A 24,255-nucleotide genomic window follows, 5' to 3' on the forward strand; every position below is an offset into this window, starting at 1 on the left:
GGCTCCTTTGCCTGCTTGCCGTGAGCTGCCAGGAAAGGGAAAAGGAGACTTTCTTGCGCTCACCTAACTTTCTTTGACGTTAGCACCGGCCCGTTTCCCGAGCAACTGGCTTTGATGCCACTGGGGCCGGTTGCCGCTCACAGGTCCGTCCAGCGACGCCTGACGTGTTTTCATCGTCCTCGAAACTCCTGACTCGCTCAGCAGCACCGGTAGATATGGCAGTCTTTGTATATCCACACAACAAAAGTCGAGTCCCCATGGAGGGTCATGAAAGCCAAGTTGAAGATCGATCCCGCGTTCACGGTGGGACCGGTGCGCCGGCGCACCTTCGGCTCCTTCGTCGAGCACCTCGGGCGCTGCGTCTACACCGGAATCTACGAGCCGGGTCACCCGACGGCGGATGACGAAGGCTTCCGCGGCGACGTGCTGGAGCTCGTGCGCGAAATGGGCGTGTCCACCGTCCGTTACCCCGGTGGGAACTTCGTCTCGGGATACCGCTGGGAGGACGGCATCGGCCCCGTTGAGCAGCGCCCCAAGAGGTTGGACCTCGCGTGGCACAGCCTCGAACCCAACGAGGTGGGGACCGACGAGTTCATGTCCTGGGCGAAGAAGGCCGACATCGAGCCCATGATGGCGATCAACCTGGGCACCCGTGGCGTCCTCGAGGCGATGGACGTCCTCGAATACTGCAACGTGCCGGGCGGCTCTGACTGGGCTGAGCAGCGCAAGGCCAACGGCGCCGAGGATCCGTACCGGGTCAAGATGTGGTGCCTCGGCAACGAGATGGACGGCCCCTGGCAGATGGGCCACAAGACGGCTCACGAGTACGGCCGCATCGCCGCAGAGGCCGCCCGCGCCATGCGCATGATCGACCCCGATCTGGAGCTGGTGGCCTGCGGGTCCTCGAGCCGCAGCATGCCCACGTTCGGTGAATGGGAACGCACAGTCCTCACCGAGGCGTACGACCAGGTGGACATGATCTCCGCCCACGCCTACTACTGGGAAAAGGACTCCGGTCTCCAGGAGTTCCTGGTGAGCGCCGAGGACATGGACCGCTTCATCAACCAGGTGGGCGCCACCATCGATTCGGTCGCCACGGCAAAGAAGACCGACAAGAAGATCGGCATCTCCTTCGACGAGTGGAACGTCTGGTACCTCGACAGGGATCCGTCGAAGCCGCCGTCGGGAGACGACTGGCCCGTAGCGCCGCGGCTCCTGGAGGACAACTACTCCGTGGCGGACGCCGTGGTGGTCGGCAACCTGCTGATCTCGCTCCTGCGTCACACGGACCGGGTCTGGTCCGCCAACCAGGCGCAGTTGGTCAATGTCATCGCCCCGATCATGGCGGAGCCGGGAGGACCGGTCTGGAAGCAGACGACCTTCCACCCCTTTGCCCTGACCTCGGCCAACGCCAAGGGTGATGTCCTGCGCGTGATCATCGACGGCCCCACCATCGAGAGCGAGCAGTTCGGCGCCGTCCAGGCTGTCGACGCTGTCGCCACCTGGGCCGACGACAACGCGGCCATCTTCGTCGTCAACCGACACACCACCGAATCGGTGCCGGCCGAGATCGAGATCCCCTCAGGCTGCACCATCAAGGAGGCCGTGACCCTGCACCACGAGGATCACAACTGGAAGGCCAGCGCCGAAGACGACTCGAGCGTCGGGGTCCTGCCGAACGAATCCGCGCGCCTGGACGGCACGACGCTCACCGTCACTCTGCCGCCGATTTCCTGGACGATGATCACTCTCACCACCAAGTGAGCCCAAGTGAGCCGCCTAGTGGGCCCGAGGGGATTCCCCTCGGGCCCCCTGACGTTTTCATAACAATCACGGAACGCTTCGCGGGAAACGTTGACCGGTCACACCCGCGGCCATTAGCCTCTACCCAGTTAGTTGTTACTCAAAACAAACGGGGTCACGTGGACAGTGCTGTCACGCGCCGGCGGCCCTAAGGCAAGGCCATTAGAGCCGAAGGGCCGATGGTCACGATCAAGGAGGACCACTGAAAATGACCAAGCTCCTCTATTCCAAGCGCCTGGCTCCATACCTGTTCATCCTGCCCTTCCTGCTCACGGTGGCGGTCTTCTGGCTCATCCCTGTCATCCAGTCGGTGATCATGAGCTTCCAGGAAGTGGTGTACGGCCAGGCCGAGTTCATCGGCGCCCGCAACTACCAGCGGCTGTGGCGAGACCAGATCTTCTGGAAGGCGCTGTTCAACAGCCTCCGCTACATGGTGCTGACCCTCGTGCTGCTCATCCCCATCCCCATGCTGCTCGCGGTGGTCATCAACAGGAAACTCGGCAGCAAGAAGTTGAAGAACTTCTTCAAGGCGTCGCTCTTCGTGCCCGCGCTCACGTCGGTCGTCGTTGCGGGCATCATCTTCCGTCTCATGTTCTCCGAGAGCGACACCGGCATGATGAACCAGGTCGCGGACTTCCTCGGTTTCGGGCCCGTCCGGTGGCTGCGCAACGACCTGACCGGTCTGTCGGCCCTCCTCCTGTTGGCGCTGTGGCGCTGGACCGGTGTCAACACCATGTACTTCCTCGCCGGCCTGCAGGCCATTCCCGAAGAACATCTGGAAGCGGCCTCCATCGACGGCGCCAACGCCATCCAGAAGTTCTTCTTCGTGACCCTTCCGGGCCTGAAGCCCACCATCGTGTACGTCACGACGATCAGCGTCTACGGCGGCCTGGCGATGTTCCTCGAAAGCTTCATGCTGTACGCGGGCAACAGCTCGCCGAACAACCAGGGCCTCACCATCGTCGGGTACCTCTACCGCAAGGGCATCCAGGAGAACGACCTGGGCTTCGCCTCCGCGGTGGGCGTGGTGCTCCTGGCGCTGGTGCTCGTCATCAACCTGACGCAACTGACCGCAACCGGCACCTTCAAGAAGGAGGCCTGAGATGACCACAGCCACTGATTCGACCCGGATGGCTGAAGCCCTGGGCGAGGAGCCGAGGCAACAGCCCCGCCGTCGGGCCGCTGCGATCCTCCAGGGCACCTTCCTCCTGGTGATCGCTCTGATCTCGCTCATCCCCCTGGCCGCCATCGTCATCGGCACCTTCCAGGACGGCGGTGAGATCATCCGCAACGGCATCTCCTTCCTCGTCGATCCGGCAGACCTCAGCTTCGACAACTACGAAATGCTCTTCACGGATTCGGGTCTGTACTTCCGGTGGTTCTGGAACAGCCTGATCCTGACTGTGGTGCAGGTCGCAGGGACCCTCCTGGTGAGCTCCTTCGTCGCCTACGGCTTCGCCATGTACGACTTCCCTGGCAAGAACGTCGGCTTCATCCTGGTCCTGGTCATGATGACCATCCCGTTCGAGATGCTGATGCTCCCCCTCTACGTCCAGGTGAACAACTTCAACGCCGCGGACCAGTACTGGATCGTCGTGCTGCCGTTCCTGGCGCAGGCCGTCACCATCTTCTTCTTCCGTCAGTACTTCATCGGCATTCCCCGGGAACTGCTGGAGGCCGGCCGCGTCGACGGCGTCTCCGAGTTCGGAATGTTCTTCAGGATCATCGTCCCCATCTCCAAGCCGGCATTCGCGGCCATGGGAATCCTCAACGGCATGATGGTCTGGAACAACTTCCTGTGGCCACTGCTGGTCCTGCGCTCCGCCGAGAAGTTCACCCTGCCGATCGGCCTCAACACGCTGTTGACCCCGTATGGCAACAACTACGAACTGCTCATCATCGGAGCGTTCTTCTCCCTGATTCCGATCCTCCTGCTGTTCCTGGCATTCCAACGATTCTTCATCGAAGGAATGACGGCAGGTTCGATCAAGGGCTAACGGACAGATATCCCCGCAATTAGTAGGAACAACACAAAGGAGTGGACACATGAGAATCCGCAAATTTGCAGCGACACTCGCTGCAGTCAGTCTATCGGTGGTGGCATTGGCCGCCTGTGGCGGCGGGGGTGACGGCACTTCGTCGGAACCGTCGGCCTCGGGCGAGGTCGTCAGCGGCGCGCCCGCACCTGAAGGCGCAACCAAGCTCAGCATGTGGGTGTTCGCCGAACTCCACGCCGCCGTCTACGACGAGATGGCCATCCAGTGGAACGAGGAGAACCCTGACAAGGCGATCGACCTCGACATCACCGTCTACCCGTACCAGGACATGCACGACAAGCTGCTGCTGGCGGCCAACGCCGGCCAGGGCATGCCTGACCTGGTCGACATCGAGGTCAACAAGTTCTCGAACTTCGTGAAGGGCGACAACCCTCCGTTGGCTGACCTCTCCGCCGCGGCGGAACCCTACATCGACGACATCGTCCAGGCCCGTCTCGATCTCTACAGCCGCGACGGCAAGATCTACGGATACCCGACCCACGTCGGCGCCTTCGTCGCGTTCTACAACCAGGAGCTCCTAGAAGCCCAGGGCATCGACTACACGACGATCAAGACCTGGGACGACTTCAAGGAAGCCGGCGTCAAGTACCACGAGGCCACCGACAAGGCCTTCGGCACCGCCAACACCGGCGTGTGGTTCGTCGAACCGCTCGTGACCGCCCAGATGGGTGGTCAGGTGTTCGAGGACGACGGCATGGGCAAGGTGTCCGTGAACAACCCCGAGGCCGTCGAGGCGCTCGAGTTGATGGCCGACATGGAGAAGTCCGGGGCGCTCAGCCCGATCGCGGGCGGCAGCCCGGACGCTGAGGAAGCCTACGGCGCCATCAACAACGGCGACTACGCAGCCATCGTCTACCCCGCCTGGTACACCTCCAGGTTCGTCGACTACATGCCTGACCTTGCCGGTAAGATCGCCATCGCACCGGCACCTCAGATCGAGGGTTCCGAGACGCTCACCATCGGTGGCGGCGGCACGGGTACCGCCGTGTCCGCCAAGTCGGAGAACCTCGAACTGGCCACCGAGTTCAACGCCTTCGCCAAGCTGTCCCTCCCCGCCAACGTCGCGGTCTGGGAAGTCCTCGGCTTCGATCCCGTGAACATGTCGGTCTGGGAAGACGACGCCGTGACCCACAACCCGGAGAACAAGTTCAACAAGTACTTCACCACGAACCTGTTCGACGTGCTGAACTCCGTCAAGGACGGCATCGGTCACTTCAACTCCTTCGCCAACCCGAACCTGCCCGCAGTGGACAACTGGTTCCGCACGGTCACGCTCAACGAGGTGTACGAGAACGACACGCCTGTCAAGGAAGCCCTCGACCAGGCACAGACCGACCTCGAGAACGAGATCGGCGAAGGCTGACCTACTGGCCTCGGGCCACGTCAACAAACAGCAGCGGCTGGGATGAGGAACCCTCATCCCAGCCGCTTACCGTCCGCGCCCGCGCGAAATGTATCGCTACGGGTGTTCGTATGAGCTGATGGCTTGCACCTTCTCGTTCGACGGCGACTGCGGGTCGAAGGCGTGAGCGAGGAACTCTGACACCAACTTCAACGCCAGCTCGCGGCCGATGACCCGCTCCCCGAGGCACAGTACCTGTGCGTTGTTGGACTTGACGAGGCGCTCAACCGAGTAGGAGTCGTGCGCCGTACTGGCCCTGATCCCGGGCACCTTGTTCGCCGCGATCGCGACGCCCATCCCCGTGCCGCACACGAAGATCCCGCGGTCGGCCTCCCCGGCCGCGATCAGGCGTGCGCCTTCGACCGCGAGGTGCGGGTACGCGGTCGGGTCCGTGTCGGCGTTCACGCCGACGTCGATCACTTGATCGACTCGGTCATCTGAGGCCAACAGGGCCGCGATGGCGTCCTTGTAGCCCACCCCGGCCTGGTCTGCTGCCAGCACAATTCTGTATCCCATGTCACTCCTCTTTCCTGAGCGCATCCGAGACAGCCCGAACGCATAGCGCGAACGAGACGGCGCCCGGATCCGGATGGCCGACGCTGCGCTCGGCGAGCGGCCTTGCCCTGCCCTTCCGGGGGCTCAGTGAGACGGTCGCGTCGGCGGCCTCCTGTGCCACCGCGGTGGCCTCCACCCAGGCGTCGGCCACGTTCCTACCGTGTCCGGCGGCTGCGGCCAGCGCGTCGCGGAAGGGGACGGCCGCGTCGATGATGGTCTTGTCCCCCACCTCGGCCTTGCCCAGGGCTGTCATAGCCTCCACATAGGCCTCGATGGAACGGGAGAGCCGGCCCGCATCCACCGGTTCCTCGTTGCCGAGCGCTGCTCCGAGGGCCCGCAACGCTGCACCCCACAGCACGCCCGACGTCCCACCGGCGTTGTCCGCCCAGGCGTCGCCCGCTGCGGCGAGGACGCCGGCGGCGCCCCAACCGTCGCCCAGCGCCGAGTGCGCGGCGGCGGTGGCGTACTCGATCCCGCGCACCATGCCGCGGCCGTGGTCGCCGTCACCGGCGACGGCGTCGATGCGGGCCAGTTCGTCCTCGGCGTCGTGGAGGGCGCGCTTCATGCTCTCGAGAGCGGCGACGGCAGTCTCGGCCACGGCACGCGAAGCCTCGGAGCCCACCACTGGCACCTCGGTCGCCTCGGCCTCCTCGGCCGCCGGCGCCTCGCCCGTGGCCACCCGCTCGGGCGCGAGGCTGCCGCGCTTCCACGCCGGGGTGTCGGCCGGATCCAGCCAGAGCTCCTCGAGCTCCTCGTCGAGCCAGCACAGCGTCAGGGACACACCGCCCATGTCGAGGCTGGTGACCAGTTCGCCCACTTCGGGGCCCACCAGTTCGAGCCCGTGGTCGCGGAGCCGCGCTGCCACGATGCCCCAGAGGAGGAACAACTCCTCGTATTTCGTGGAGCCCAGACCATTGAGGATGGGGGCCACGCGGCCTGACGCGCCGTCAGGTCGTTCCTCGAGCAGTCTGTCGACCATGAGTTCCGCCAGCTCGTTGGCCGGCAGCCAGTCCACGTCCCTGAGCCCCGGCTCACCGTGAATGCCCAGCCCGAAGCCCATCTTCCCCTCGGGGACGGTGAAGTGCGGATGATCCGCTCCCGGGAAGGTGCAGCCGGAGAACGCGAGCCCGATGGTGAAGGTCAGCTCGTTGGCGCGGTTGCCGAGGCGCTCGACCTCATCGATGTCGTGGCCGCGCTCCGCGGCGGCACCCATCACCTTGAACACCACGAAGTCGCCCGCGATACCGCGGCGCTTGTCCTTCTCGTGGGCACCGGCGCTGGCCACGTCGTCGGTGACGATGACCTGGCGCGCGTCGATGCCTTCCGCTAGGAGGCGCTCACCTGCAGTGGTGAAGTTCATCACGTCGCCTGCGTAGTTGCCGTAGGTGTAGATGACGCCGGCACCCGAGTGGGCGGCGCGACCCACCGAGTACGCGTGGGAGGCCGACGGCGAGGTGAAGAGGTTGCCGATGATCGAGCCATCGGCGAAACCGGGGCCGACCACGCCGGCGAAGGCGGGGTAATGTCCTGAGCCGCCACCCACCAGAACCGCGACCTTGGGCTTGGCAGGCCGCTGGGCGCGCACGACTCCGCCTGTGACGGCGCGCACACGATCGGCGTAGAGGTCGACGAAACCTGCCACGGCTTCGTCAGTGAATTCGGCAGGGTCGTTGTAGATGGTGGTCATGACTGGGACTCCTTCCGGGGCCAGACAACGGTGGTGTGGTGGCGGGCGGGCAACGACGAGACGGCGCTCCCCGCGTCGGGCCCGAGCACGAGCTCGGAACCATCGGGCGCCTCGAAATCCGCGTCGACGAAGCGGACGCGCCCCAACTCGGAGCTCCGGACCACGTTGCTGCGGCTCGCATCAGCCGGGAGGTCTGAGACGACGGTGACCGCACCGTCGGCGCCAACCTGGAGGTCGATGCGTCCGCCGTCGATCTGCACGGGGTCCACCTCGCCCTCGAAGTGCCGCGCCGCCCCGAGGTAGACGTTGTCGCGAGCGACGACGGCCTGCTTGACGCCCGTGAAGCGGCGGTGGTCACCGGATCGGGTCTCGGTTCGCTCCAGGTACTCCCCAAAGCTGGCGGGGTGGCCTTCGTACACCGCAGTTCCGTAGCCCACCTTCGCCGCCTCGGGCAGCTCGACCCGGTAGTTCTCGCGCTGCGGGTCGCCGCCGAAGACGTTGCCGATGAAGCGGTCATCGCCCCCGACGATGACGGCGTAGCCGGAGACGCGGGTGCTGTGCGGGCGGTGGTACGGCGTCGCACGGTCCAGGACCGGCTCGATCCGCAGGCTGCCGAGGAACAGGTTCCCGACGTAGGCGCCGCCCTGGCTGAAATTCTCCAGCGAGACCGGGGAGCCGAACACGTTGTGGTCCACGATGTAGGGGCCGTGGCTGACTTCGACGAAGAAGTCGCGGCTGTTGGAATGGAACACGTTGCCGGAGATGCGGGTCCCCTGCGTCTGCCAATCCAGCCACAGGCCGAGCGAGCAGTCGTGGATGTGGTTGCCGATCAACTGCACGTCGATCGGAGCGTGGAGCTTGATGCCACCGATCTCATGGCCATAGAACTGGCGCCGGATGCCGATGTTGTAGATGTGGTTGTCCTCGATGGTGGAGAACACGCACCCCAGGTGCCCGACGACCCCGTTCTGACCGCAGTCGTAGATGGTGTTGCGACGCACCACGTGGGAGCCGATCCGCTCCTTGCTCCAGCCGTAGTCCTCTGCAACGAAGACCGACTCCAGCTGGTACTGGTAGCCCGGCTTGTCCCTTCGCACCGTGGCGAAGTTGTGGCCGGTGGTGCCCTCCTTGCCCAGCGAGATCGCGGAGCACTTCGAGTCGTGCATGACGTTGTCCTCGATCACCCAGCCCTTCGCCCAGTTCGGGCCGACCATGCCGGGTTGGTCCGCCGTCGGGGGCACCCAGGGGGTGGCCGCGTGCCGGATCTCGAAGCCCCGCACGGTGATGTAGTCGACGTGGTTCACCTCGGGATAGAAGACTGATCGTCGAACGTTGATCTCGACCGTCTCTCGGCGGGGGTCCGCCTCGCCGAAGTGGGCATGGATAACGGTCTGCTCATCGTCGACCTCGGCATGCCAGACCATCCGTGTGGTCGCCTCGGTGCCGGCCTGCGGAATGCCGGTCCAGTCATCGACGATGGTCTCCTGCGGCCCGGGCTTCGCGACGGCATCGATGGAGGCCACCTCGAGGAGGGCGGTGCCGTTCAGGTACACCTCACCCAGATGCAGGTCGGGTTCGTCCTGGGAGGGTCGCAGCAGCCAGTCGCCGACGATCACCTCCGCGTAGGGGTTGAAGCCTTGGAAGAGGGTGTTGTCGACGGCGGTGCGCCAGACGCCCTCCCCGACGGGCTCCCAATCAGCGACCTCTTCGGAGCCCGTGAGCACGACATGCTCGCCTGGCGCAGCGGTGAAGGTGATGCGTCGGTTGTTACTGAGTCCGCCGTGCGGGGGCCTGACCCACTCACGGTAGATGCCTTCGTGCACCACGACGGTGTCGCCGGGCAGTGCGCGGGCGGCCGCGGCGTTGACGGTGGCGAGGGGGGATTCGGCGGTGCCTTCATTGGAGTCGGCGCCGAGCTTCGATACGTGGATATCCATGGACGTGTGTTCTCCTCAGTGGATGGGGCCGTTGGCCAGGAAGGTCGCGATCGCCGAGTCGTCCTCTGCGTCGAGCCCTGCCTTCTTCGCCATGCGGTACAGGTTTTCGGCGGCCTGCGCGACCGCGGTGGGGAGCTGGTGGCCACGGGTCAGTTCGCCGACGATCCCCATGTCCTTCGCGATGACGTCGACGCGGGAGCGGAGTTCGGGCTTCTGCCCACGGAGCTGCTGGACCATGCGGGGGCCGCGGTCGGCCAGCATGAACGATGCTGCCGCTCCTCTGTTCAGGATGTCGACGCACAGGTCGAGATCCAGGCCCATCGCGTCGGCCATGGCCAGGGCCTCTGCCGCCGCGGCGGTGTGGATCCCGCACAGCAACTGGTTGACGGCCTTCATGTTCTGCCCGTCGCCGACGCCGCCCATCGCCACGACGGTCGATGCCATGGCGTGCAGGACGTCGTCGGACTGCTGCAGCACCTCGGGCGTTCCGCCCACGGTGATCAACAGGTCGCCTGTCCTGGCGCGCACCGCGCCACCCGAGACCGGTGCGTCGACAGTGCCCACGCCCCTCTCCTGGAGACGTTCCGCGACGTCCTTGACGACGGCTGAACCCACCGTCGAGGTGATGATGACGGCTGAACCCTCGGCGAGCGAGTCGCCGGCCCCGTCGTCGCCGAACAGGGCTGCCTCGAGCTGTGCCCCATCGCGCACGGCGATGACGACATGCGTGGCGTCCGCGACGGCCTCGCGCACGGTGGTGACGGGGAGCACCCCGTCGGCGGCACCGAGGTCGCGGCGCTCGGCGGACACGTCGAATCCGCGCACCTCCCACCGCTCGGCCAAACGTGCGGCGATCGGTAGCCCCATCGCGCCGAGGCCCAGGACTGCAATCACGTTGGTCACTTCGACTCCTTCAGGGAGACGGCCAGCATACGGCGGATGTAGTCGCGGTTCTCCGCGGACACGGACAGCCCGTCGCCTCCATAGTGTTCGACACAGAACGGCCCGTGGAACCCTGCGTCGACGGCGATCTGGATCGCGCGACGGTAGTTGGCGCTGCCGTGAGCCATGGGGGCAGGGAGGCTGACGACGTTGCCCGCGGCGTCCTCGCTGCGGAAGTAGTTCTTCACGTGCCAGTAGTTGGCGTGTGGCATGCAACGCTCGACGGCGGTGAGGAAATCCTCGATGGGGCGGTGCAGCCGGTAGAGGTTGCCCAGATCCGGATTGAGGCCGACGTTGGCGAGGTCGATGTCCTTCACGAGGCGCACAGCCGACTCCGAGGAGCCGAGCAGAGTGTCCTCGTACATCTCCAGCGACATCTCGAGCCCGAGTTCCGCTGCATGGAGGCCGAGTTCGCGGAGCCGGGCGACCGCCATGCTCCACGTCTCATCGTCGGTGGCATCGACGGGGCCGGGCGCCGTCCAGAACCAGAACGCGTCTCGCTGCTCGGGGGTCAGGGGGCGATGCAGGCCGAAGGAGACGACCTTCGTGCCGATGGCCTTGGCGGCCTCCAGCACCCGGTGTGAATAGGCGAGGTTGTCCTCCCCCGCCTCCGGGTCGATCACGCTGCGACGGATCGCGGACACGCCGATGGGGTTCAGGCCAACGTCACCCAGGACACCGCGCAGTGCGTCGAGACGGGCCTCGTCGAGGTCGCCGATGCGCAGCCAGTTGTCGGTGAGGTCGACCTCGGTGAACCCTTCGCGGGCCACTTGGTCCAGTTGACTCCGCCAGACCTCCGGATCAGCCTCCTGGGAGTCCGGGAAGGGCAACATGGCAGCGGCGATGGGCCAGGATGTCGACGTTGGAAACTGAGAGGTGCTCATGGTTTTCCTTTGTGATGGGTGGTGGTCTTACTTGCCGAAGCCCGCGGTCATCCCCGAGATCAGGTGTCGCCTGCCGACGACGTACAGAGTCAGGGGCGGCAGCGCCGAAAGGACGATCGCGGCCATCATCGCGGGCACGTTGATGGTCAACTCACCTTGGAAGGTCCACAGGGCCAACGGCAGGACCCGGGTATCGGGCGACTGGGTGAGCACGAGGGGGAACAGGAAGTTGTTCCACACGTTGACGCCGTTGTAGATCGCCGCGGTGCTGATCGCCGGCACGCTGAGCGGCAGCACGAGACGCCAGAGGATCCGGGACTCGCTGGCTCCGTCGAGCCGCATGGATTCGAACAGTTCCGCCGGGATGTCGCGGAGGAAGTTGGTGAAGATGATGATGGTGATGGGGATCGCGAACGCGGCCGACGGCAGGATGATCGCCAGCAGTGTGTCGTACAGCTGCATCCGGGTGATCATGTAGAAGATCGGGATGATGGCTGACTGCACCGGAATCGCCAGCCCCAGGAGGAACAGGTTCAGTGAGCGCCGCGACACGGGTGTGTTGTTGCGCACGATCGTGTAGGCGGCGAGCAGCGAGACGAAGAGGGTGAGGGCCACTGCCCCCACCGTCACCACCGTCGAGTTGAGGAAATACCGGGCGAAGCCCATCTCGAAGACGAGGCTGTAGTTCGCCAGCGACGGATCCGACGGCAGGTCCAGCGGCTTGTCGACGAAGAAGTTCTGCTGGCTGCGGAAGCTCGTCACCACGACCCAGTAGATGGGGATGATGACGACGCCCAGCCAGAGGGCGGCGCCTACCCATCCGGGCAGATGGCCCGGCCGAAAGCGCCTTGAACTCTTCATGGTCCGACGGGGCTTTTCAAGCGTTGCCGCAGTCATGGTCACAATCCTTCCTGCTGGCTCTGCATCTTCGTGAAACCAGAGACCTTCGTGAGCGTCAGCGAGAGCACCAGGCCGATGAAGGCGAGAAGTGCCGCGATGGCGCTCGCCTTGCCCATGTCTGCAGCCTGGAAGCCGGTGAGGTACATGTGGAGTGGCAGGATTCGCGTCGCGTATCCGGGGCCACCAGCAGTCAGCACGAAGATCAGATCGAAGTACGTCAGTGAGCCCACCAGCATGAGGGTCGACGACGTCACGATCGTGTACTTCAACTGGGGCAGGGTGATGGAGAAGAACTGGCGCAGGCCGCTCGCGCCGTCAGTGGCCGCCGCTTCGTAGAGCACCTTCGGGATCTGCCGCACGCCCGCCTGGTAGAGGAGCGTGTGGAGCGGGATGAAGTGCCAGCCGATGATCCAGATGACCACCCACAGCACAGTGTTCGGGTCCCCCAGCCAGTTGTGGGACAGGGGCCCGAGCCATTCCATCGCCGTGAGCCCGAAGTTGGGGTCAAGCAGGTTCTTGAAGGTCAGGCCGACGGCTGCCGAGGACAGGAGAAGTGGCAGGAAGTAGATCACGGCCATGAAGGCACGGCTGCGACCCTCCTTCGCCACCCAGACGCCGAGCAGCAGGCTGAGCGGCGTCTGAATCAGCCAGGAACCGATCATGACCTTGAAGCTGAGGCCGACGGTTCCCCACGTCACCGGGTCCTTGAAGACGGCCTCCCAGTTGGAGAACCCCGTCCAGGCGGGCGTGCCCAGCCCGTTCCATTTGGTCAACGACAACCAGACTGCGCCGAACAGGGGCACGATCGCGAACAGGATGAAGAGGCCGGCGGCCGGGGCCAGGAGCCAGAGGCTCGGCCCCGGACGCTTGACGCGTCGGGTCCTCCCCTTGGCTCCCGGCTCCGAAACTGTTGCGGGCATCGTCATGACCGGATGGTGGCGTTCATCGTCTCGACGAACTGCTCCGGCGTCGTCTGCAGCAGGAACAACTGGTCAAGGGCGGTGTTGAGGGCCTGACCCTGTTCCGGTGAGAGCGCCTGGTCCAGCGAGAGCTGGAAGTACGGTGCGTCGGCGACGATGTCGAAGACGAACTTGGAGAACTCGTCGTCGGAGTCGGCCAGCTTCTCCTCGACGATCTTGACTCCCGGGACACCGGAGCGACCGATGATCTCCTCGACGTACTCATCGTTCATGACCTGCTCGTCCAGGAACTGGAGCGCCACCTGCTTCTCCTCGTCCGATGCCGCCGACGTGACGGACCAGAGGTTGGCCGGGTTGCCGGTGACGTTGGCAGGATCCCCTGCGCCGCCTTCGACCTCCGGGAACGTGAAGTAGCCGAGGTTGCCGGCTTCGACGAACTCCGGAGCGGACTTGGCGATGTTGGAGTAGGCGTTGCTGAGCATCAGGATGGCGGCCGCCTTGCCGGTGTAGACCAAGGCGTCAGCCGCTCCGCTCTCGTAGGAGATCGCGGCGTAGTCCGAGACGAAGCCGTCTGCCCGGACGAGGTCCTGGATCTTGGTGGCGGCCTCGAGGATAGCGGGGTCCTTCCACGCGTCGGGCTCGTTGGCCTCGATGGCCTGGAACACCTCCGGGCCGCCCTGACGATCGATCAGATAGGCAAGCCAGGGAAGTTGGGGCCACTTGCTCTGGCCGGCTAGGGCGAAGGGCGCGACGTCGGCTTCGTTGGCGACGTCGACGAACTCCATGAGCTCGCTCCACGTCTCCGGAGGCTCAACACCGAGCGTGCCCATGACTTCCTTGTTGAAGAGGAAGACGACAGGCTGCATGTTGCTGACGGGGACGCCGTAGACGTCGCCGTCGACACTGGCCGCACCCATGGCGGCAGGGAGGTAACGGTCGATGACCTCCGGGTATTCGTCGGCCGTCAGTTCCGTCAGGGACTCAACCAGGCCCTGTTCGACGTAGTCACGTAGGCCGCCGCCGCCCCACCCATAGATGAGAGTGGGTGCCTCGCCCGCGCCGAGTGCGACGCGAACCTTGTCCTTGTAGCCGTTGTCCGGCATCACCTGAAGATCGATCTGCGCTTCGGGATGATCGGCGTTCCAGCGATCCACCGCTGCGATGAACGAATCGGACTGCGAGCTCTGGACCGCCCAGGCGCTCGCGGCAACCCCGCTCTTTCCTGCCGGCGCGTTGGCAGCAGTGGTGTCTTCCGGGTCACCCGGCTGCGCTCCGCCGGAACAGCCTGCACCCAGCAACGCCAGGGAAGCGACGGCGGCGAGGATTTTCTTGGACCTCAACATTGAGTACTCCTTCTAAAGTTTCTCTTGGTATCCGAAACTTTCGCCAGCTTACAACGCTGGCTGCCGTCGCGCAAGCGATTCAGGGAGGATCAATTTCCGTGGGGCGCGGACGAACGGCTCGCGCGGGCCATAGTTGCCGTCTAGACTGTTCGAAACTTTCGAGGAGTTGCCATGACTAACCCCCGCACCGAGACCAAGGCCACTCTGGCGGAGGTCGCGGCCCTCGCCGGGGTTTCGCTCGCCACCGCTTCCAAGGTGGCCAACGGCCGGCCCGACGTGGCGCAGGGGACCCGGGAAAGGGTGGAGCGGGCCATCGCTGAACTGCGGTACGAAACCAGCAGGAAGGCTCCTGACTCCGGCCGCCCATCCATAGCCTTCCTGGCCGATGTCATCACCAGCACCTATGCGATGGAGGTGCTCCGGGGCGCCACGGAGGCAGCGGAGGAACTGGGGGTGGACCTGGTCGTCGAACGCACGCACCGGAGCACCGATCCCGACGGCACGCCGACTGCTGCAGCACTGACGCAACGTCTCCTGTCGGCCAACCGGATCGGTGCCGTCGTCCTTACCGCAGGGGTACGAGGCAGCGCCTACTCGAGCGTGGTCGAGGCGCGGCTGCCGATGGTGGTCATCGACCCCTTGGATTCGGCTCACCCGGACATGATCTCGGTGGGCGCCACCAACTGGCTGGGAGGGCGCTCGGCTGCCGAGCATCTACTGGCGCTGGGTCACCGGGACATCGCCGTCATGTCTGGCCCGGCCCGCTCGCTGAGCGCCTCGGCTCGAATGGACGGATTCCTGTCTGTCTGCCGCAACGCCGGCTCCCCCGTTCGGGATGAGTGGATCAGGAGGGTCCGGTTCGACGCTTCGGAGGCCAACACCGTCGCCGGCGAGTGGCTGAGCGCTGACGCGCGGCCCACCGCCATCATGACCGGCAGCGACACCCAGGCGGTCGGCGTCCTCCGGGCGGCACACACCGCTGGCGTCCACATCCCGGGAGACCTGAGCGTGATCAGCTATGACGACACGCTCCTGGCGTCGTGGGCGACGCCAGCGTTGACCGCCGTGCGCCAACCTCTGGCTGACATGGGACGCCGGGCGGTTGAGACCGCCTATCTCATCCACCGGGGCAAACAGCCCGAGGCACGTCATATCGAGCTGACGACCACACTGGTGCTGCGCGAATCGACCGCGCCCCCGGGCCGACGGTCCAGTGGTCAGGTCGCCCTCGACACCTCCACGCCGCCTCGGTGAACCACACAATTTCTTCCGCCGCCTGGGCCCAACCAGCGTAGAACTGTACCCCAGCACCACGGCTGCAACCCCGATGGATACCCTGTCGCCCGTGTGGACCGGCAGCGCGGAGGGGGGCTGATGCCGTAGGGCGATCAAACTCGGCTGGCAACACGAAGGTCCCGGCAGCGCAGCGCTGCCGGGACCCCTTTGCCTGTCGTGGCTACTTGAACCGAACGAGGTTGTTGAACACCCATTGATCAACTTGGTGGAAGGTAGCCGATCCCTTGGACACAGGTTCCCAGACCTTCGTCCAGATGAAGCTGCGGCAGGCGTTGCGTCCGGTCGTGGCTGTACCGCACTCGGTCGACCACCTGCGCCCGTCAGGGCTGGTCCAGGCACCGGTATTGGCGAGGGGGTTGCCGCCCCACGTCGCGCGGTCCATGGGCAGGTAGGTGAGGTTGTTGAAGGCCCATCCCCCAACCCACTGCGGCTTGTTGTCGACGAGTTTGACCTGGTGGGCCCAAATGTCGGTGCGGCAGCGGGTGGTCTGGGAGTACGGCTCACACCTGGTGAACCATTCGCGCCCGTTGACCGCGTGGTGGCCGGGCGTCGTGTAGACGTCCACGGGCACGCTCGGAGCCGCGGAGGTCGATGTCGTCCGGGTGGGCGTCGCGGTCACGGTCACGGTGCGCCCAGGCGTCGTCACGGTCGGAGCCGTCACAGTCTGCGTCGCCGTCGCCGTAACAGTCGGAGCCGGAGCCGTGACAGTCTGCGTCGCCGTCGCCGTCGCCGTAACAGTCGGAGCCGGAGCCGTCACAGTCTGCGTCGCCGTCGCCGTAACAGTCGGAGCCGGAGCCGTCACAGTCTGCGTCGCCGTCGCCGTAACAGTCGGAGCCGGAGCCGTCGCAGTCTGCGTCGCCGTCGCCGTCGCCGTCGCCGTAACAGTCGGAGCCGGAGCCGTCACAGTCTGCGTCGCCGTCGCCGTAACAGTCGGAGCCGGAGCCGTGACGGTGGCCGTCGCCGTTGCCGTCACTGTGACCGTGGGCGTGCTCGTGGGAGTCACCGTCGGTTGCGGGCCGCCGTTCTCTCCCACAGACAGGGCGACGTCCGTGGTGACCGACCTGCTGCCAGCGCTTACCGAGAGGACCCCGGTGTAGTCGCCAACAGGCAGAGCTCCCGTGATGGCGACGCGGAACAGCCCGTTGACCTGACGTCCGTCGAACTTCCCGCTGTCGAGCACGTAGGGACGGTCCACCGAGACCGTGACCGGGACCTCTTCTCCGTTCAGGAGCAGCGATGCCGCGACGTCAGTGAGGGCGGTCGCGGGGATGGCTGCCACCGCGATGTCGCCGACCGCCTCATCCTCGGAGATGCTCTCTCTCGCGAGGGCGGCGATGTCGGCGCCCCACGTCGCGTCGCCATAGAAGAAGTTTCGTCCCTGGGTTGTGAGCGAGGTGGCCACGTCCTTCAACCTGACCCTGAAGTCTGCGAGGTCCTTCGTCTCCTGGGGACTCCACGCCACCTCGGCGGTGGCCATGAGCCGCGGGTACATGAGGAACTCAGCAGCGGGCAGGGAACGCAGATGCTCCGACCAGAGCGGGGCCTCCACGCCGACGACCTTGTCGTCGCTGTCGAGACCCACGTAGGTCAAGGGGTTCCAATCGTAGAAGCCGTTGAGGCTGCAGGGACCGCCGCAGCCCCACGTCGGGCCCGTGACTCCGGTTCCGGGGACCTGCGGCAGGTAGGTGCGGTTGTAAGGCGACAGGAGCGCCTTGCCGTTCTTCGCGTTGACGAAGTCCCGCGTGGCCTCCGTCCCGCCGGTCCAGTGCTGCACGATCGTGCCTTCGGGCAGTTCGGCGGCCGCAGCCCCCACAGCCTCGTTCCACACGACGGGGGTCGCGTCGAGATCGTTGACGATCTGCCCGGCCCGTTGCATGAACTTCTGGTAGGCGGTCGCGGTGGTGTTGTGGGACTCGTCGCCACCGATATGGAGGTAGCGCTGGCCCCCGACCCGCGTGGAGTTCTCGGCGACGATCTGCTTCAGGACGTGCGTCAGAAGGGTGTAGGTGAGCTCGTTCTCGGCGTCGAGGCTGGATTCGCCCACGGACGTCGTGGTGTTGGGCGGAGCCGCGACGGTGCCATCGCGCTGGTCTGCGGGGAGGGAGGAAAAGCTGCCAGAGGTGTTGAGCTGGGGAATGGCATGGAGCATGGCGTTGGAGTGGGCGGGACCGTCCACCTCGGGAACGATCGCGACGTGCCGGGCATCGGCGTAGGCGACGATCTCCGCGAAATCGTCCGCGTCGTAGTAACCGGGGCGCCCGGGGATGTCGGTCCAGTTGGTGGGCGCCACAGCGGTGCCACCGGAGATCCTTGCCAGCAAGGAGTAGTCGAGGGGGTCGTTGACTGCTCTCATCTCGTTGCTGATGGCGATGCGCCAGCCCTGGTCATCTGCGAAATGCATGTGGAGGACGTTGAGCTTGTACTGGGCCATCTGGTCGATCATCGCCTTGACCTCGTCCACAGGGTAGAACGAGCGCGCGGAGTCGAGCATGAAGCCGCGCCACTCGTAGCGTGGAGCATCCGCGATCTCCACCCCGGGAACCGTCCAGTCGGCACTGATGGGTTCAGGCGAGTGGGCCCAAGGGCCGAGGAGCTGGAGGAGGCTCTGGACGCCGTAGAACAGTCCCGCTTCCGTGCCGGCCGAGATCGTGGCGCCGTCAGTGGAGACGGACAGTGTGTAGCCTTCAGCCTCGTTGACCGCCGGCACGAGTTCCAAGGCGATGCCCTGTCCCGACGAGACGACGGGGAGCGGGAAGCCTGTTGCCGTGCGCAGGGTCCGCGCCAGGTGCTGCGCGGGAGCGAGCGACTCGCCGGTGGCGATGATTGCCGCGTCCGACGTCAAGCTGTAATCCCCGTTGGACCCTTCAACGATCGAAGCGGGTGCGGGGACGATGGTGCTGCGGAACGGCTCGACGGGCTCGATGATGGGCCCGTTGAGCGTGCCGAAGACCTGCAGTTCCCACAGTGCCGTCCCCCAGGGCGCGCTGCGGCCGTGGGTGGTCACCTTGATGAACCGGAACCCGTCGACGGACCCGGCCCACCGCGTCCAGCCGCCCTGTTGGCCCGGGCCGTCCGCCTCGCCCTGGATCTGCGTCCACGTGGCGCCGTCCACGGAGCCGCTGATCGACCACCGCAAGGGGTAGGTGTTGCCCCAGTGCGCCTTGATCTCGGAGACCTTCGCGGTGTTACCCAGATCCACCTGGATCCAGACACTGTCGGCGCTGTTCGAAGACCACCGTGAGGCATCCACGGCGTTATGCACAGCACCGGAAACGGCGCCTTCCGGGCCGGGGTTGCCGTCGACGGCGAGCGCTGCACCCCACCTGTCGGGCAGTTCCTCACCGGACGAGGTGACGGGGCGCGCCAGCGCGATATTACTGACGGGCTCCACGATCTGGGGTTCCCCGAAGACCTGGAGTTCCCACAACGAGATGCCGTACGGCTGGCTCCGGCCATTGGTGGTCACCTTGACGTAGCGGACACCCTCAGACGCTCCCGACCAGTCGGTCCATCCACCCTTCACACCGGGTCCTGCTGAGTCGGTGAGGAGATTGGTCCACGTCAGCCCGTCCATCGACACACTCACGGTCCACTTCGTGGGGAAGGTGTTTCCCCAGTGAGCCTTGACCTGGCTGATGGACGCCGGCTCGCCCAGGTCAACCGACAGCCACACGCTGTCGGCGGAGTTGGCCCCCCACCGCGCGGCGTCAGTGGCATTGTGGACGGCGGGGGCGACCATGTCACCTTCTGGACCGGAGTCGCCGTCGACTGCGAGTTCAGGTCCCCAACGGCCGGGTACCTCCTGGCCTGAGGCGGTCACTGGGCGGTCAACGGCGAGGTTGACGGATGCCGCGGTCGCCTGCTGCATGACTGGCATCAATGCCAGCGAGACAGCGAATGCGGCGAGCAGCGATACGCCAACTGTCCTGGAGCGGCTGAAGGACATAGGTGTGTTCCAATCATGATGAACGTGGTTCCGGGGCATCCGCACAGTAGGCACTGAGGGTCCACCGCTACCGCAGCAATTCACAAATGGTCACTCCACGTGGGCGATTCAGGGCGGGCCCCAGCCTGACGAGGGGCCCCGGCTATCACCACGTGGCAACTCGGGTGCGGCATTCACCGACGTCCGGGTTCCCTCAGCCACAGAGGAGGAGGGCAGCCTTCCGCGAATTCAGAGCCAGCATGCTGCCCAGTGGTGAAGTCGGAGAACCTCAGCCGCCCGTTGGCGCCAGGCTTTCAGCGGAAAATAGTAAAACCCCCTAGTCGCCTAGGGGTTGATTGGTGGGCCTAGCTGGACTTGAATCAGCCGCCAAGCGCTTTCGACTCTTCATGGAGCGGGACAGGGTTCTGCACGTAGAAGCGCAACCTTTCGGGGTTTGACTAGGGCTCGCGTCACCACGTCCGGACCGTAGTTAGGATAGGACGCACGAGGCACAGCGGGCATAGCCGGACTAAGATTTGTCACCAATTTGTCACCGCTACGAGGGGGGAAGGCATGAGTGAGAAGACCATGGGAAACGTCCGGGAGCACCGGCGGCGTTTCTATCCGCAGTATATGAGGCATGGGCAGGTACACACTGCCGGACAAGGGTTCGCCAGTGAGAAGCTGGCGTGGGATTGGCTCAGGCGAGAGCAAGCCCTCATCACGGAGGAAGCACTCACCGGCAAGGCCGTTTGGACGCCGCCAGGTCAGCGCCGCGGCAGCGCGCCAGAGGGCGACGCGCAAGGTGCCATCACTCTGAGGGAGCACGCCCTGTGGTGGATCGAGCACCGCACTACTCCTCGGGGAACACCTCTGGCACCGAGAACTCGGGCCGAGTACGTCAAGTACCTTGACGGCCGCCTCGCTCCGCTCGCCGCCCTGCCGCTCGTCGATCTGACACGCGCACATATCGACCAGTGGTGGAAGACCAACGAGGACAGCCACGCCATCCGCGCCCATGCGTATGCCTTCATGAAGTCGGTCTTCAAAGATGCCGTGGACCGCGAATTGGTCCTGGAGAATCCTTGCAGGGTGGATAATGCCAGCCGTCGCGTCAGCCAGCGGCCAAAAGCTGTGCAGAACGAACTGATCACCTCGCTGTCCCACGCGGACCTCGCCGCTCTGGCCGACGCCATGGACGCCCCACGGTGGCGAGCCTTCGTCTTCTTCTTGGCCTACACGGGCCTTCGACCTGGCGAGGCACTGGCGCTGACTCGCGGAGATCTCCAGCAACGTGTGGGCACGGAGGGGGTCCCACGGTGGGTGGTCAGCGTCACCAAGGCAGTGACCTCTTCACGCGACAAGGGACAGCACCTCAAAGGGCCGAAAACTGCGGGATCCATCCGCTATGTTCCTCTGCCGCCCCATCTGGCCGAAATCCTCGAGGGTCACCTCGGTCGGTACAGCGCAGCTGGCAAAGAGTCGCTCGTGTTTCCTGGCACCTACTCCAAGAACCCCTATGGGACGACAACCCAGGTTCTCGGAACATCTCCAAAAGTAAGAAGAGGACGTAACCGCAGTGAGGTGCCGCGACAACCGACAGGGTTCTACGCTGCACGGCTCGCCATCGGGAAACCCGATCTCCGCCTCTACGATCTCAGGGCCTGGGCTCGCCATGCCTGGCGCATGGCCGGCATTTCCGATTTCGACTGCGAACTCCTGCTGGGCCACGAACTTCCCAGGGTGGCCGGAGCCTACGCGACCCTAGATCGCGCTGCCCTGTGGCCTCTGTTGGACCGGCTCTCCGAGCAGGCAGGATGGAATCCGCCACGAAGGGCTCAGGCCGAGAACGCCGATCCGGACACTTCCGCCCTGGCCCACATCCTGAACGCCATGGGGCCTGCTCAGCTGGCTCGAACTCTCTCGGCCTTGCCGGAGGGCCAACGTGCGGAGGTACTCCCGCTGGTGCCACCGCAACACTTGGCAGCCGTCTTTTCACACCTGACCGCTGGGCTCTCCCAATCCGGTGCGAAGCCTCCCGGTGTTTGAGACAAGTGCCTTAGGCGACGCGGCGAATCAACGCGACGACATCGGCGGTCCTGAGCCTGAGAACCCGGGTGCGGCCGATCGTGTAACACGGGAGCTGACCCCTCGCCGTCAAGCGCTTCAAAGTTCGCTCGCTGGCGGTCGTGATCTTCGCCGCAGTCGGATAGCTGACGTAGAGACCGTACTGATCAACCAACTCCTGAACCTCTGCTGAGATCTTCCGACGCTGAATGAGTGACTGGGACATGGCAAGTCTCCTCGGGGTAGAGATGTGCAGCAAGGCATTTCCGCCGAGCAGGCCAGAGGTCTCAACAGAAGTGCCGTACACCTCTAGAACCCCCACTCGGCAGGCCTGCGGCTGTCGGCGCCGGTCGAAAACTGAACGATTTCGCCGGTGAAAAGTGAACACTCGACGACGATCGGAGAGTGATCACCTTGGAGGACTGGGCACTGATCAGGAGGCTTGCCGCGGAGGGTGAGCCGCATGCGCGGATCAAGGTGAGGTTGGGGATCTCGAGGACGACGGTGGTGAAGGCGGTGAAGTCGCAGGCGCCGCCGAGCTATGTGCGGACACCGGTTGAGACGTCGTTTGCGGTGTTCGAGCTGCGGGTGCGTGCTCTGCTGGCGGAGTTCCCGGATATGCCGGCGACGGTGATCGCGGAGCGGGTCGGCTGGACGGGGTCGAGCTCGTGGTTCCGGGACAACGTGGCCCGGCTGCGGCCGGAGCATCGCCGGGTCGATCCCGCGGACCGGCTGTCCTGGGCGGCTGGGGATGCGGCTCAGTGTGACTTGTGGTTCCCGCCGCGCAAGATCCCGTTGGAGAACGGCACGAGTGCGTTGTTGCCGGTGTTGGTGATGACCGCCGCCTACTCCCGCTTTGTGCTGGGCAGGATGATCCCGACCAAGACGACCGAGGACCTGCTGCTGGGCACCTGGCAGCTGCTCCAACTCCTCGGGCGGGTGCCGAGGCGTCTGATTTGGGACAACGAGCGGGGCATCGGCCGGGGCCCGCACCGGGCCGAAGGAGTGCCGGCGTTCATGGGAACGTTGGCCACCAGGCTGGTGCTGCTGCGCCTGCGGGACCCTGAGTCGAAGGGGATCGTGGAGCGGCGCAACGGCTGGTTCGAGACCTCGTTCATGCCGGGCCGTAGCTTCGCCTCACCGGCCGACTTCAACGACCAGTTCACCGACTGGCTGGCCACGGCGAACCAGAAGGTCGTACGGACCACCAAAGCCAGGCCGACCGATCTGCTGGAGAAGGATCGGGCGGCGATGCTGGCCCTGCCGCCGGTGCCGCCGGTGGTGGGCTGGCGCAAACAGGTCCGCCTCGGGCGGGACTACTACGTCAGCATCGCCCGCAACGACTACTCCGTCGACCCGACCTGGATCGGGCGCATGGTCGACGCCCACGCCGACCTCGACCAGGTCCAAGTCCGTCTCGATGGCCGGCTGATCACCGAGCATCCCCGGGTGTGGGCACATGGCCTCACGATCACCGACACCAGCCATGTCGACACCGCGAGAAGGCTGCGGCAGGAGTTCCAGCAGCCGCGCACCCAGGCCGCCAGCGACGGTCTGGTCAGGGATTTGGCCGACTACGACCGGGCCTTCGGTCTCGAGAGCCGGGAGGTGTCCTGATGGCCACCAAGACCACCGATGCGGTCAAACAGCTGACCTACCTCGCTGGAGCGCTCAAAGCACCACGCATCCTCGATGTTGCCAGCCGATTGGCTGACCAGGCTAGGGATGCCGGCTGGACCTTCGAGGACTACCTGGCCGCGGTCCTGGAGCGGGAGGTGTCGGCCCGGAACGCTTCCGGCGCCGAGATCCGGATGAGGGCTGCCGGGTTCGGAGCCCGCAAGACGTTGGAGGACTTCGACTTCGACGCCCAACCCGCCGTCCGGAACCAAGTCGCCGCATTGGCGTCGGGCGGGTTCCTCACCGAGGCCCGCAACGTCGTCCTCCTCGGACCGCCCGGCACCGGCAAGACCCACTTGGCGATCGCCCTCGGCGTGACCGCCTGCCGCCACGGACACCGGGTCCTGTTCGCCACCGCCACCGACTGGGTCACCCGCCTCTCCGACGCCCACCAAGCAGGGAAGCTGGCCGGCGAGCTGGTCAGGCTGCGCCGCTACGGCCTGATCATCATCGACGAGGTCGGCTACCTGCCCTTCGAGCAAGACGCAGCGAACCTGTTCTTCCAGCTCGTCTCGTCACGCTACGAGCACGCTTCCCTGGTGCTGACCAGCAACCTGCCGTTCTCCGGCTGGGGCGGGGTGTTCGGAGACCAGATCGTTGCTGCCGCGATGATCGACCGGATCGTCCACCACGCCGACGTCCTCACCTTGAAGGGAGCCAGCTACCGGCTCCGGAACAGGAGCATCGACACCCTCCCCAGCATCAGAACCACCAGCAGCGAAACCCAGGGCTAGACTGCCCGCAACTGTTCACTTTTGCGGCGGCGAAACTGACCAGTTTTCGAGCGGCATCGACAGCGGCGAATGCCCAGACCCCGAAGGCCCAGACGTCGCCGTCACAGGCCGGCCTCCGCGGTCGCA

At 65.4% G+C, this 24,255-nt stretch carries 18 protein-coding genes, 1 pseudogene and 1 CRISPR repeat array; of the genes and pseudogenes, 8 read left to right on the top strand and 11 right to left on the bottom strand.

All coding sequences use genetic code 11. The features are described 5' to 3' along the window. Window positions 1-267 precede the first annotated feature (267 nt). The 4 genes from H5393_RS12150 (at window position 268) to H5393_RS12165 (ending at window position 5,223) form a co-directional block, all read left to right on the top strand. The gene (locus H5393_RS12150) at window positions 268-1,764 is read left to right on the top strand and encodes an alpha-N-arabinofuranosidase (RefSeq protein ID WP_182766878.1); all 1,497 of its coding nucleotides are present in this window, start codon (window positions 268-270) and stop codon (window positions 1,762-1,764) included. Between the two features lie 247 nt (window positions 1,765-2,011). Further along, a complete protein-coding gene (locus tag H5393_RS12155) occupies window positions 2,012-2,905 on the top strand; it encodes a carbohydrate ABC transporter permease (RefSeq protein ID WP_076062119.1) in 894 nt (297 codons plus the stop codon). A 1-nt stretch (window position 2,906) separates the two neighbouring features. Then, window positions 2,907-3,800, top strand: coding sequence for a carbohydrate ABC transporter permease (locus H5393_RS12160; RefSeq protein ID WP_255436501.1), 894 nt, complete (start codon window positions 2,907-2,909; stop codon window positions 3,798-3,800). 100 nt (window positions 3,801-3,900) lie between these two features. Then, on the top strand, window positions 3,901-5,223 hold the full coding sequence (locus tag H5393_RS12165) for an ABC transporter substrate-binding protein (RefSeq protein WP_370585984.1): 1,323 nt from the start codon (window positions 3,901-3,903) through the stop codon (window positions 5,221-5,223). 96 nt (window positions 5,224-5,319) lie between these two features. Here H5393_RS12165 and H5393_RS12170 read toward each other — a convergent pair whose 3' ends face one another. Genes H5393_RS12170 through H5393_RS12205 form a run of 8 tightly spaced genes read right to left on the bottom strand, consistent with a single transcriptional unit; the run spans window position 5,320 to window position 14,430 of the window. Continuing rightward, window positions 5,320-5,778 (bottom strand): ribose-5-phosphate isomerase, encoded by a 459-nt coding sequence (locus H5393_RS12170; protein ID WP_182766880.1) that lies wholly within the window; start codon window positions 5,776-5,778, stop codon window positions 5,320-5,322. Window position 5,779: 1 nt separating this feature from the next. Then, on the bottom strand, window positions 5,780-7,504 hold the full coding sequence (locus H5393_RS12175) for a dihydroxyacetone kinase family protein (protein WP_182766881.1): 1,725 nt from the start codon (window positions 7,502-7,504) through the stop codon (window positions 5,780-5,782). Further along, a complete protein-coding gene (locus tag H5393_RS12180; protein ID WP_182766882.1) occupies window positions 7,501-9,441 on the bottom strand; it encodes a right-handed parallel beta-helix repeat-containing protein in 1,941 nt (646 codons plus the stop codon). Before H5393_RS12180 ends, H5393_RS12175 begins: the two co-directional genes overlap by 4 nt. 15 nt (window positions 9,442-9,456) lie before the next feature. Beyond that, complete coding sequence (locus tag H5393_RS12185) at window positions 9,457-10,344, bottom strand: NAD(P)-dependent oxidoreductase (protein WP_182766883.1); 888 nt, start codon at window positions 10,342-10,344, stop codon at window positions 9,457-9,459. Further along, window positions 10,341-11,267, bottom strand: coding sequence for a sugar phosphate isomerase/epimerase (locus tag H5393_RS12190; protein WP_182766884.1), 927 nt, complete (start codon window positions 11,265-11,267; stop codon window positions 10,341-10,343). The genes H5393_RS12185 and H5393_RS12190 overlap by 4 nt, the downstream gene beginning before the upstream one ends. Window positions 11,268-11,294: 27 nt before the next feature. Continuing rightward, window positions 11,295-12,164, bottom strand: a complete 870-nt coding sequence (locus H5393_RS12195; RefSeq protein WP_255436502.1) for a carbohydrate ABC transporter permease — start codon at window positions 12,162-12,164, stop codon at window positions 11,295-11,297. Between the two features lie 2 nt (window positions 12,165-12,166). After that, window positions 12,167-13,093, bottom strand: a complete 927-nt coding sequence (locus tag H5393_RS12200; RefSeq protein ID WP_220488400.1) for a carbohydrate ABC transporter permease — start codon at window positions 13,091-13,093, stop codon at window positions 12,167-12,169. Next, the gene (locus H5393_RS12205; protein WP_182766885.1) at window positions 13,090-14,430 is read right to left on the bottom strand and encodes an extracellular solute-binding protein; all 1,341 of its coding nucleotides are present in this window, start codon (window positions 14,428-14,430) and stop codon (window positions 13,090-13,092) included. Before H5393_RS12205 ends, H5393_RS12200 begins: the two co-directional genes overlap by 4 nt. A gap of 171 nt (window positions 14,431-14,601) precedes the next feature. Between H5393_RS12205 and H5393_RS12210 the strand changes: the two genes are divergently transcribed. After that, complete coding sequence (locus tag H5393_RS12210; protein ID WP_182766886.1) at window positions 14,602-15,684, top strand: LacI family DNA-binding transcriptional regulator; 1,083 nt, start codon at window positions 14,602-14,604, stop codon at window positions 15,682-15,684. Window positions 15,685-15,886: 202 nt separating this feature from the next. Here the strand turns inward: H5393_RS12210 and H5393_RS12215 are convergent, their stop codons facing one another. Together H5393_RS12215 and H5393_RS14925 are read right to left on the bottom strand one after the other, a co-directional pair. Beyond that, window positions 15,887-16,372 carry a hypothetical protein gene (locus tag H5393_RS12215; protein ID WP_182766887.1) on the bottom strand — a complete coding sequence of 162 codons (486 nt, stop codon included), beginning with the start codon at window positions 16,370-16,372 and terminating at the stop codon, window positions 15,887-15,889. 29 nt (window positions 16,373-16,401) lie between these two features. Beyond that, window positions 16,402-16,670: a CRISPR direct-repeat array (repeat unit 26 nt; unit sequence TCGCCGTAACAGTCGGAGCCGGAGCC). Between the two features lie 515 nt (window positions 16,671-17,185). After that, window positions 17,186-19,711, bottom strand: a pseudogene (locus H5393_RS14925) (family 20 glycosylhydrolase); the annotation flags it as partial. Between the two features lie 513 nt (window positions 19,712-20,224). On the opposite strand from H5393_RS14925, the gene H5393_RS12235 reads away from it, so the two are divergent. Continuing rightward, complete coding sequence (locus H5393_RS12235) at window positions 20,225-21,700, top strand: hypothetical protein (RefSeq protein WP_182766888.1); 1,476 nt, start codon at window positions 20,225-20,227, stop codon at window positions 21,698-21,700. A 10-nt stretch (window positions 21,701-21,710) separates the two neighbouring features. On the opposite strand, the gene H5393_RS12240 is transcribed toward H5393_RS12235, so the two are convergent. Then, window positions 21,711-21,944 carry a hypothetical protein gene (locus tag H5393_RS12240; protein ID WP_182766889.1) on the bottom strand — a complete coding sequence of 78 codons (234 nt, stop codon included), beginning with the start codon at window positions 21,942-21,944 and terminating at the stop codon, window positions 21,711-21,713. A gap of 188 nt (window positions 21,945-22,132) precedes the next feature. Here H5393_RS12240 and istA point away from each other — a divergent pair, with 188 nt between their 5' ends. Beyond that, window positions 22,133-23,335, top strand: coding sequence for an IS21 family transposase (gene istA, locus H5393_RS12245; RefSeq protein WP_182766939.1), 1,203 nt, complete (start codon window positions 22,133-22,135; stop codon window positions 23,333-23,335). Then, complete coding sequence (gene istB, locus H5393_RS12250) at window positions 23,335-24,129, top strand: IS21-like element helper ATPase IstB (protein ID WP_182766890.1); 795 nt, start codon at window positions 23,335-23,337, stop codon at window positions 24,127-24,129. Before istA ends, istB begins: the two co-directional genes overlap by 1 nt. The last annotated feature ends 126 nt before the right edge of the window (window positions 24,130-24,255 follow it).

The organism is Tessaracoccus sp. MC1756 (genome assembly GCF_014164735.1).
Lineage (GTDB): Bacteria > Actinomycetota > Actinomycetes > Propionibacteriales > Propionibacteriaceae > Arachnia.

Coding starts and splice junctions, on each gene's coding strand:
- H5393_RS12150 (WP_182766878.1), top strand. CDS start 268: ATGAAAGCCAAGTTGAAGATCGATCCCGCGTTCACGGTGGGACCGGTG.
- H5393_RS12190 (WP_182766884.1), bottom strand. CDS start 11,267: ATGAGCACCTCTCAGTTTCCAACGTCGACATCCTGGCCCATCGCCGCT.
- istB (WP_182766890.1), top strand. CDS start 23,335: ATGGCCACCAAGACCACCGATGCGGTCAAACAGCTGACCTACCTCGCT.
- H5393_RS12155 (WP_076062119.1), top strand. CDS start 2,012: ATGACCAAGCTCCTCTATTCCAAGCGCCTGGCTCCATACCTGTTCATC.
- H5393_RS12235 (WP_182766888.1), top strand. CDS start 20,225: ATGAGTGAGAAGACCATGGGAAACGTCCGGGAGCACCGGCGGCGTTTC.
- H5393_RS12180 (WP_182766882.1), bottom strand. CDS start 9,441: ATGGATATCCACGTATCGAAGCTCGGCGCCGACTCCAATGAAGGCACC.
- H5393_RS12160 (WP_255436501.1), top strand. CDS start 2,907: ATGACCACAGCCACTGATTCGACCCGGATGGCTGAAGCCCTGGGCGAG.
- H5393_RS12170 (WP_182766880.1), bottom strand. CDS start 5,778: ATGGGATACAGAATTGTGCTGGCAGCAGACCAGGCCGGGGTGGGCTAC.
- H5393_RS12205 (WP_182766885.1), bottom strand. CDS start 14,430: ATGTTGAGGTCCAAGAAAATCCTCGCCGCCGTCGCTTCCCTGGCGTTG.
- H5393_RS12195 (WP_255436502.1), bottom strand. CDS start 12,164: ATGACTGCGGCAACGCTTGAAAAGCCCCGTCGGACCATGAAGAGTTCA.
- H5393_RS12175 (WP_182766881.1), bottom strand. CDS start 7,504: ATGACCACCATCTACAACGACCCTGCCGAATTCACTGACGAAGCCGTG.
- H5393_RS12240 (WP_182766889.1), bottom strand. CDS start 21,944: ATGTCCCAGTCACTCATTCAGCGTCGGAAGATCTCAGCAGAGGTTCAG.
- H5393_RS12210 (WP_182766886.1), top strand. CDS start 14,602: ATGACTAACCCCCGCACCGAGACCAAGGCCACTCTGGCGGAGGTCGCG.
- H5393_RS12200 (WP_220488400.1), bottom strand. CDS start 13,093: ATGACGATGCCCGCAACAGTTTCGGAGCCGGGAGCCAAGGGGAGGACC.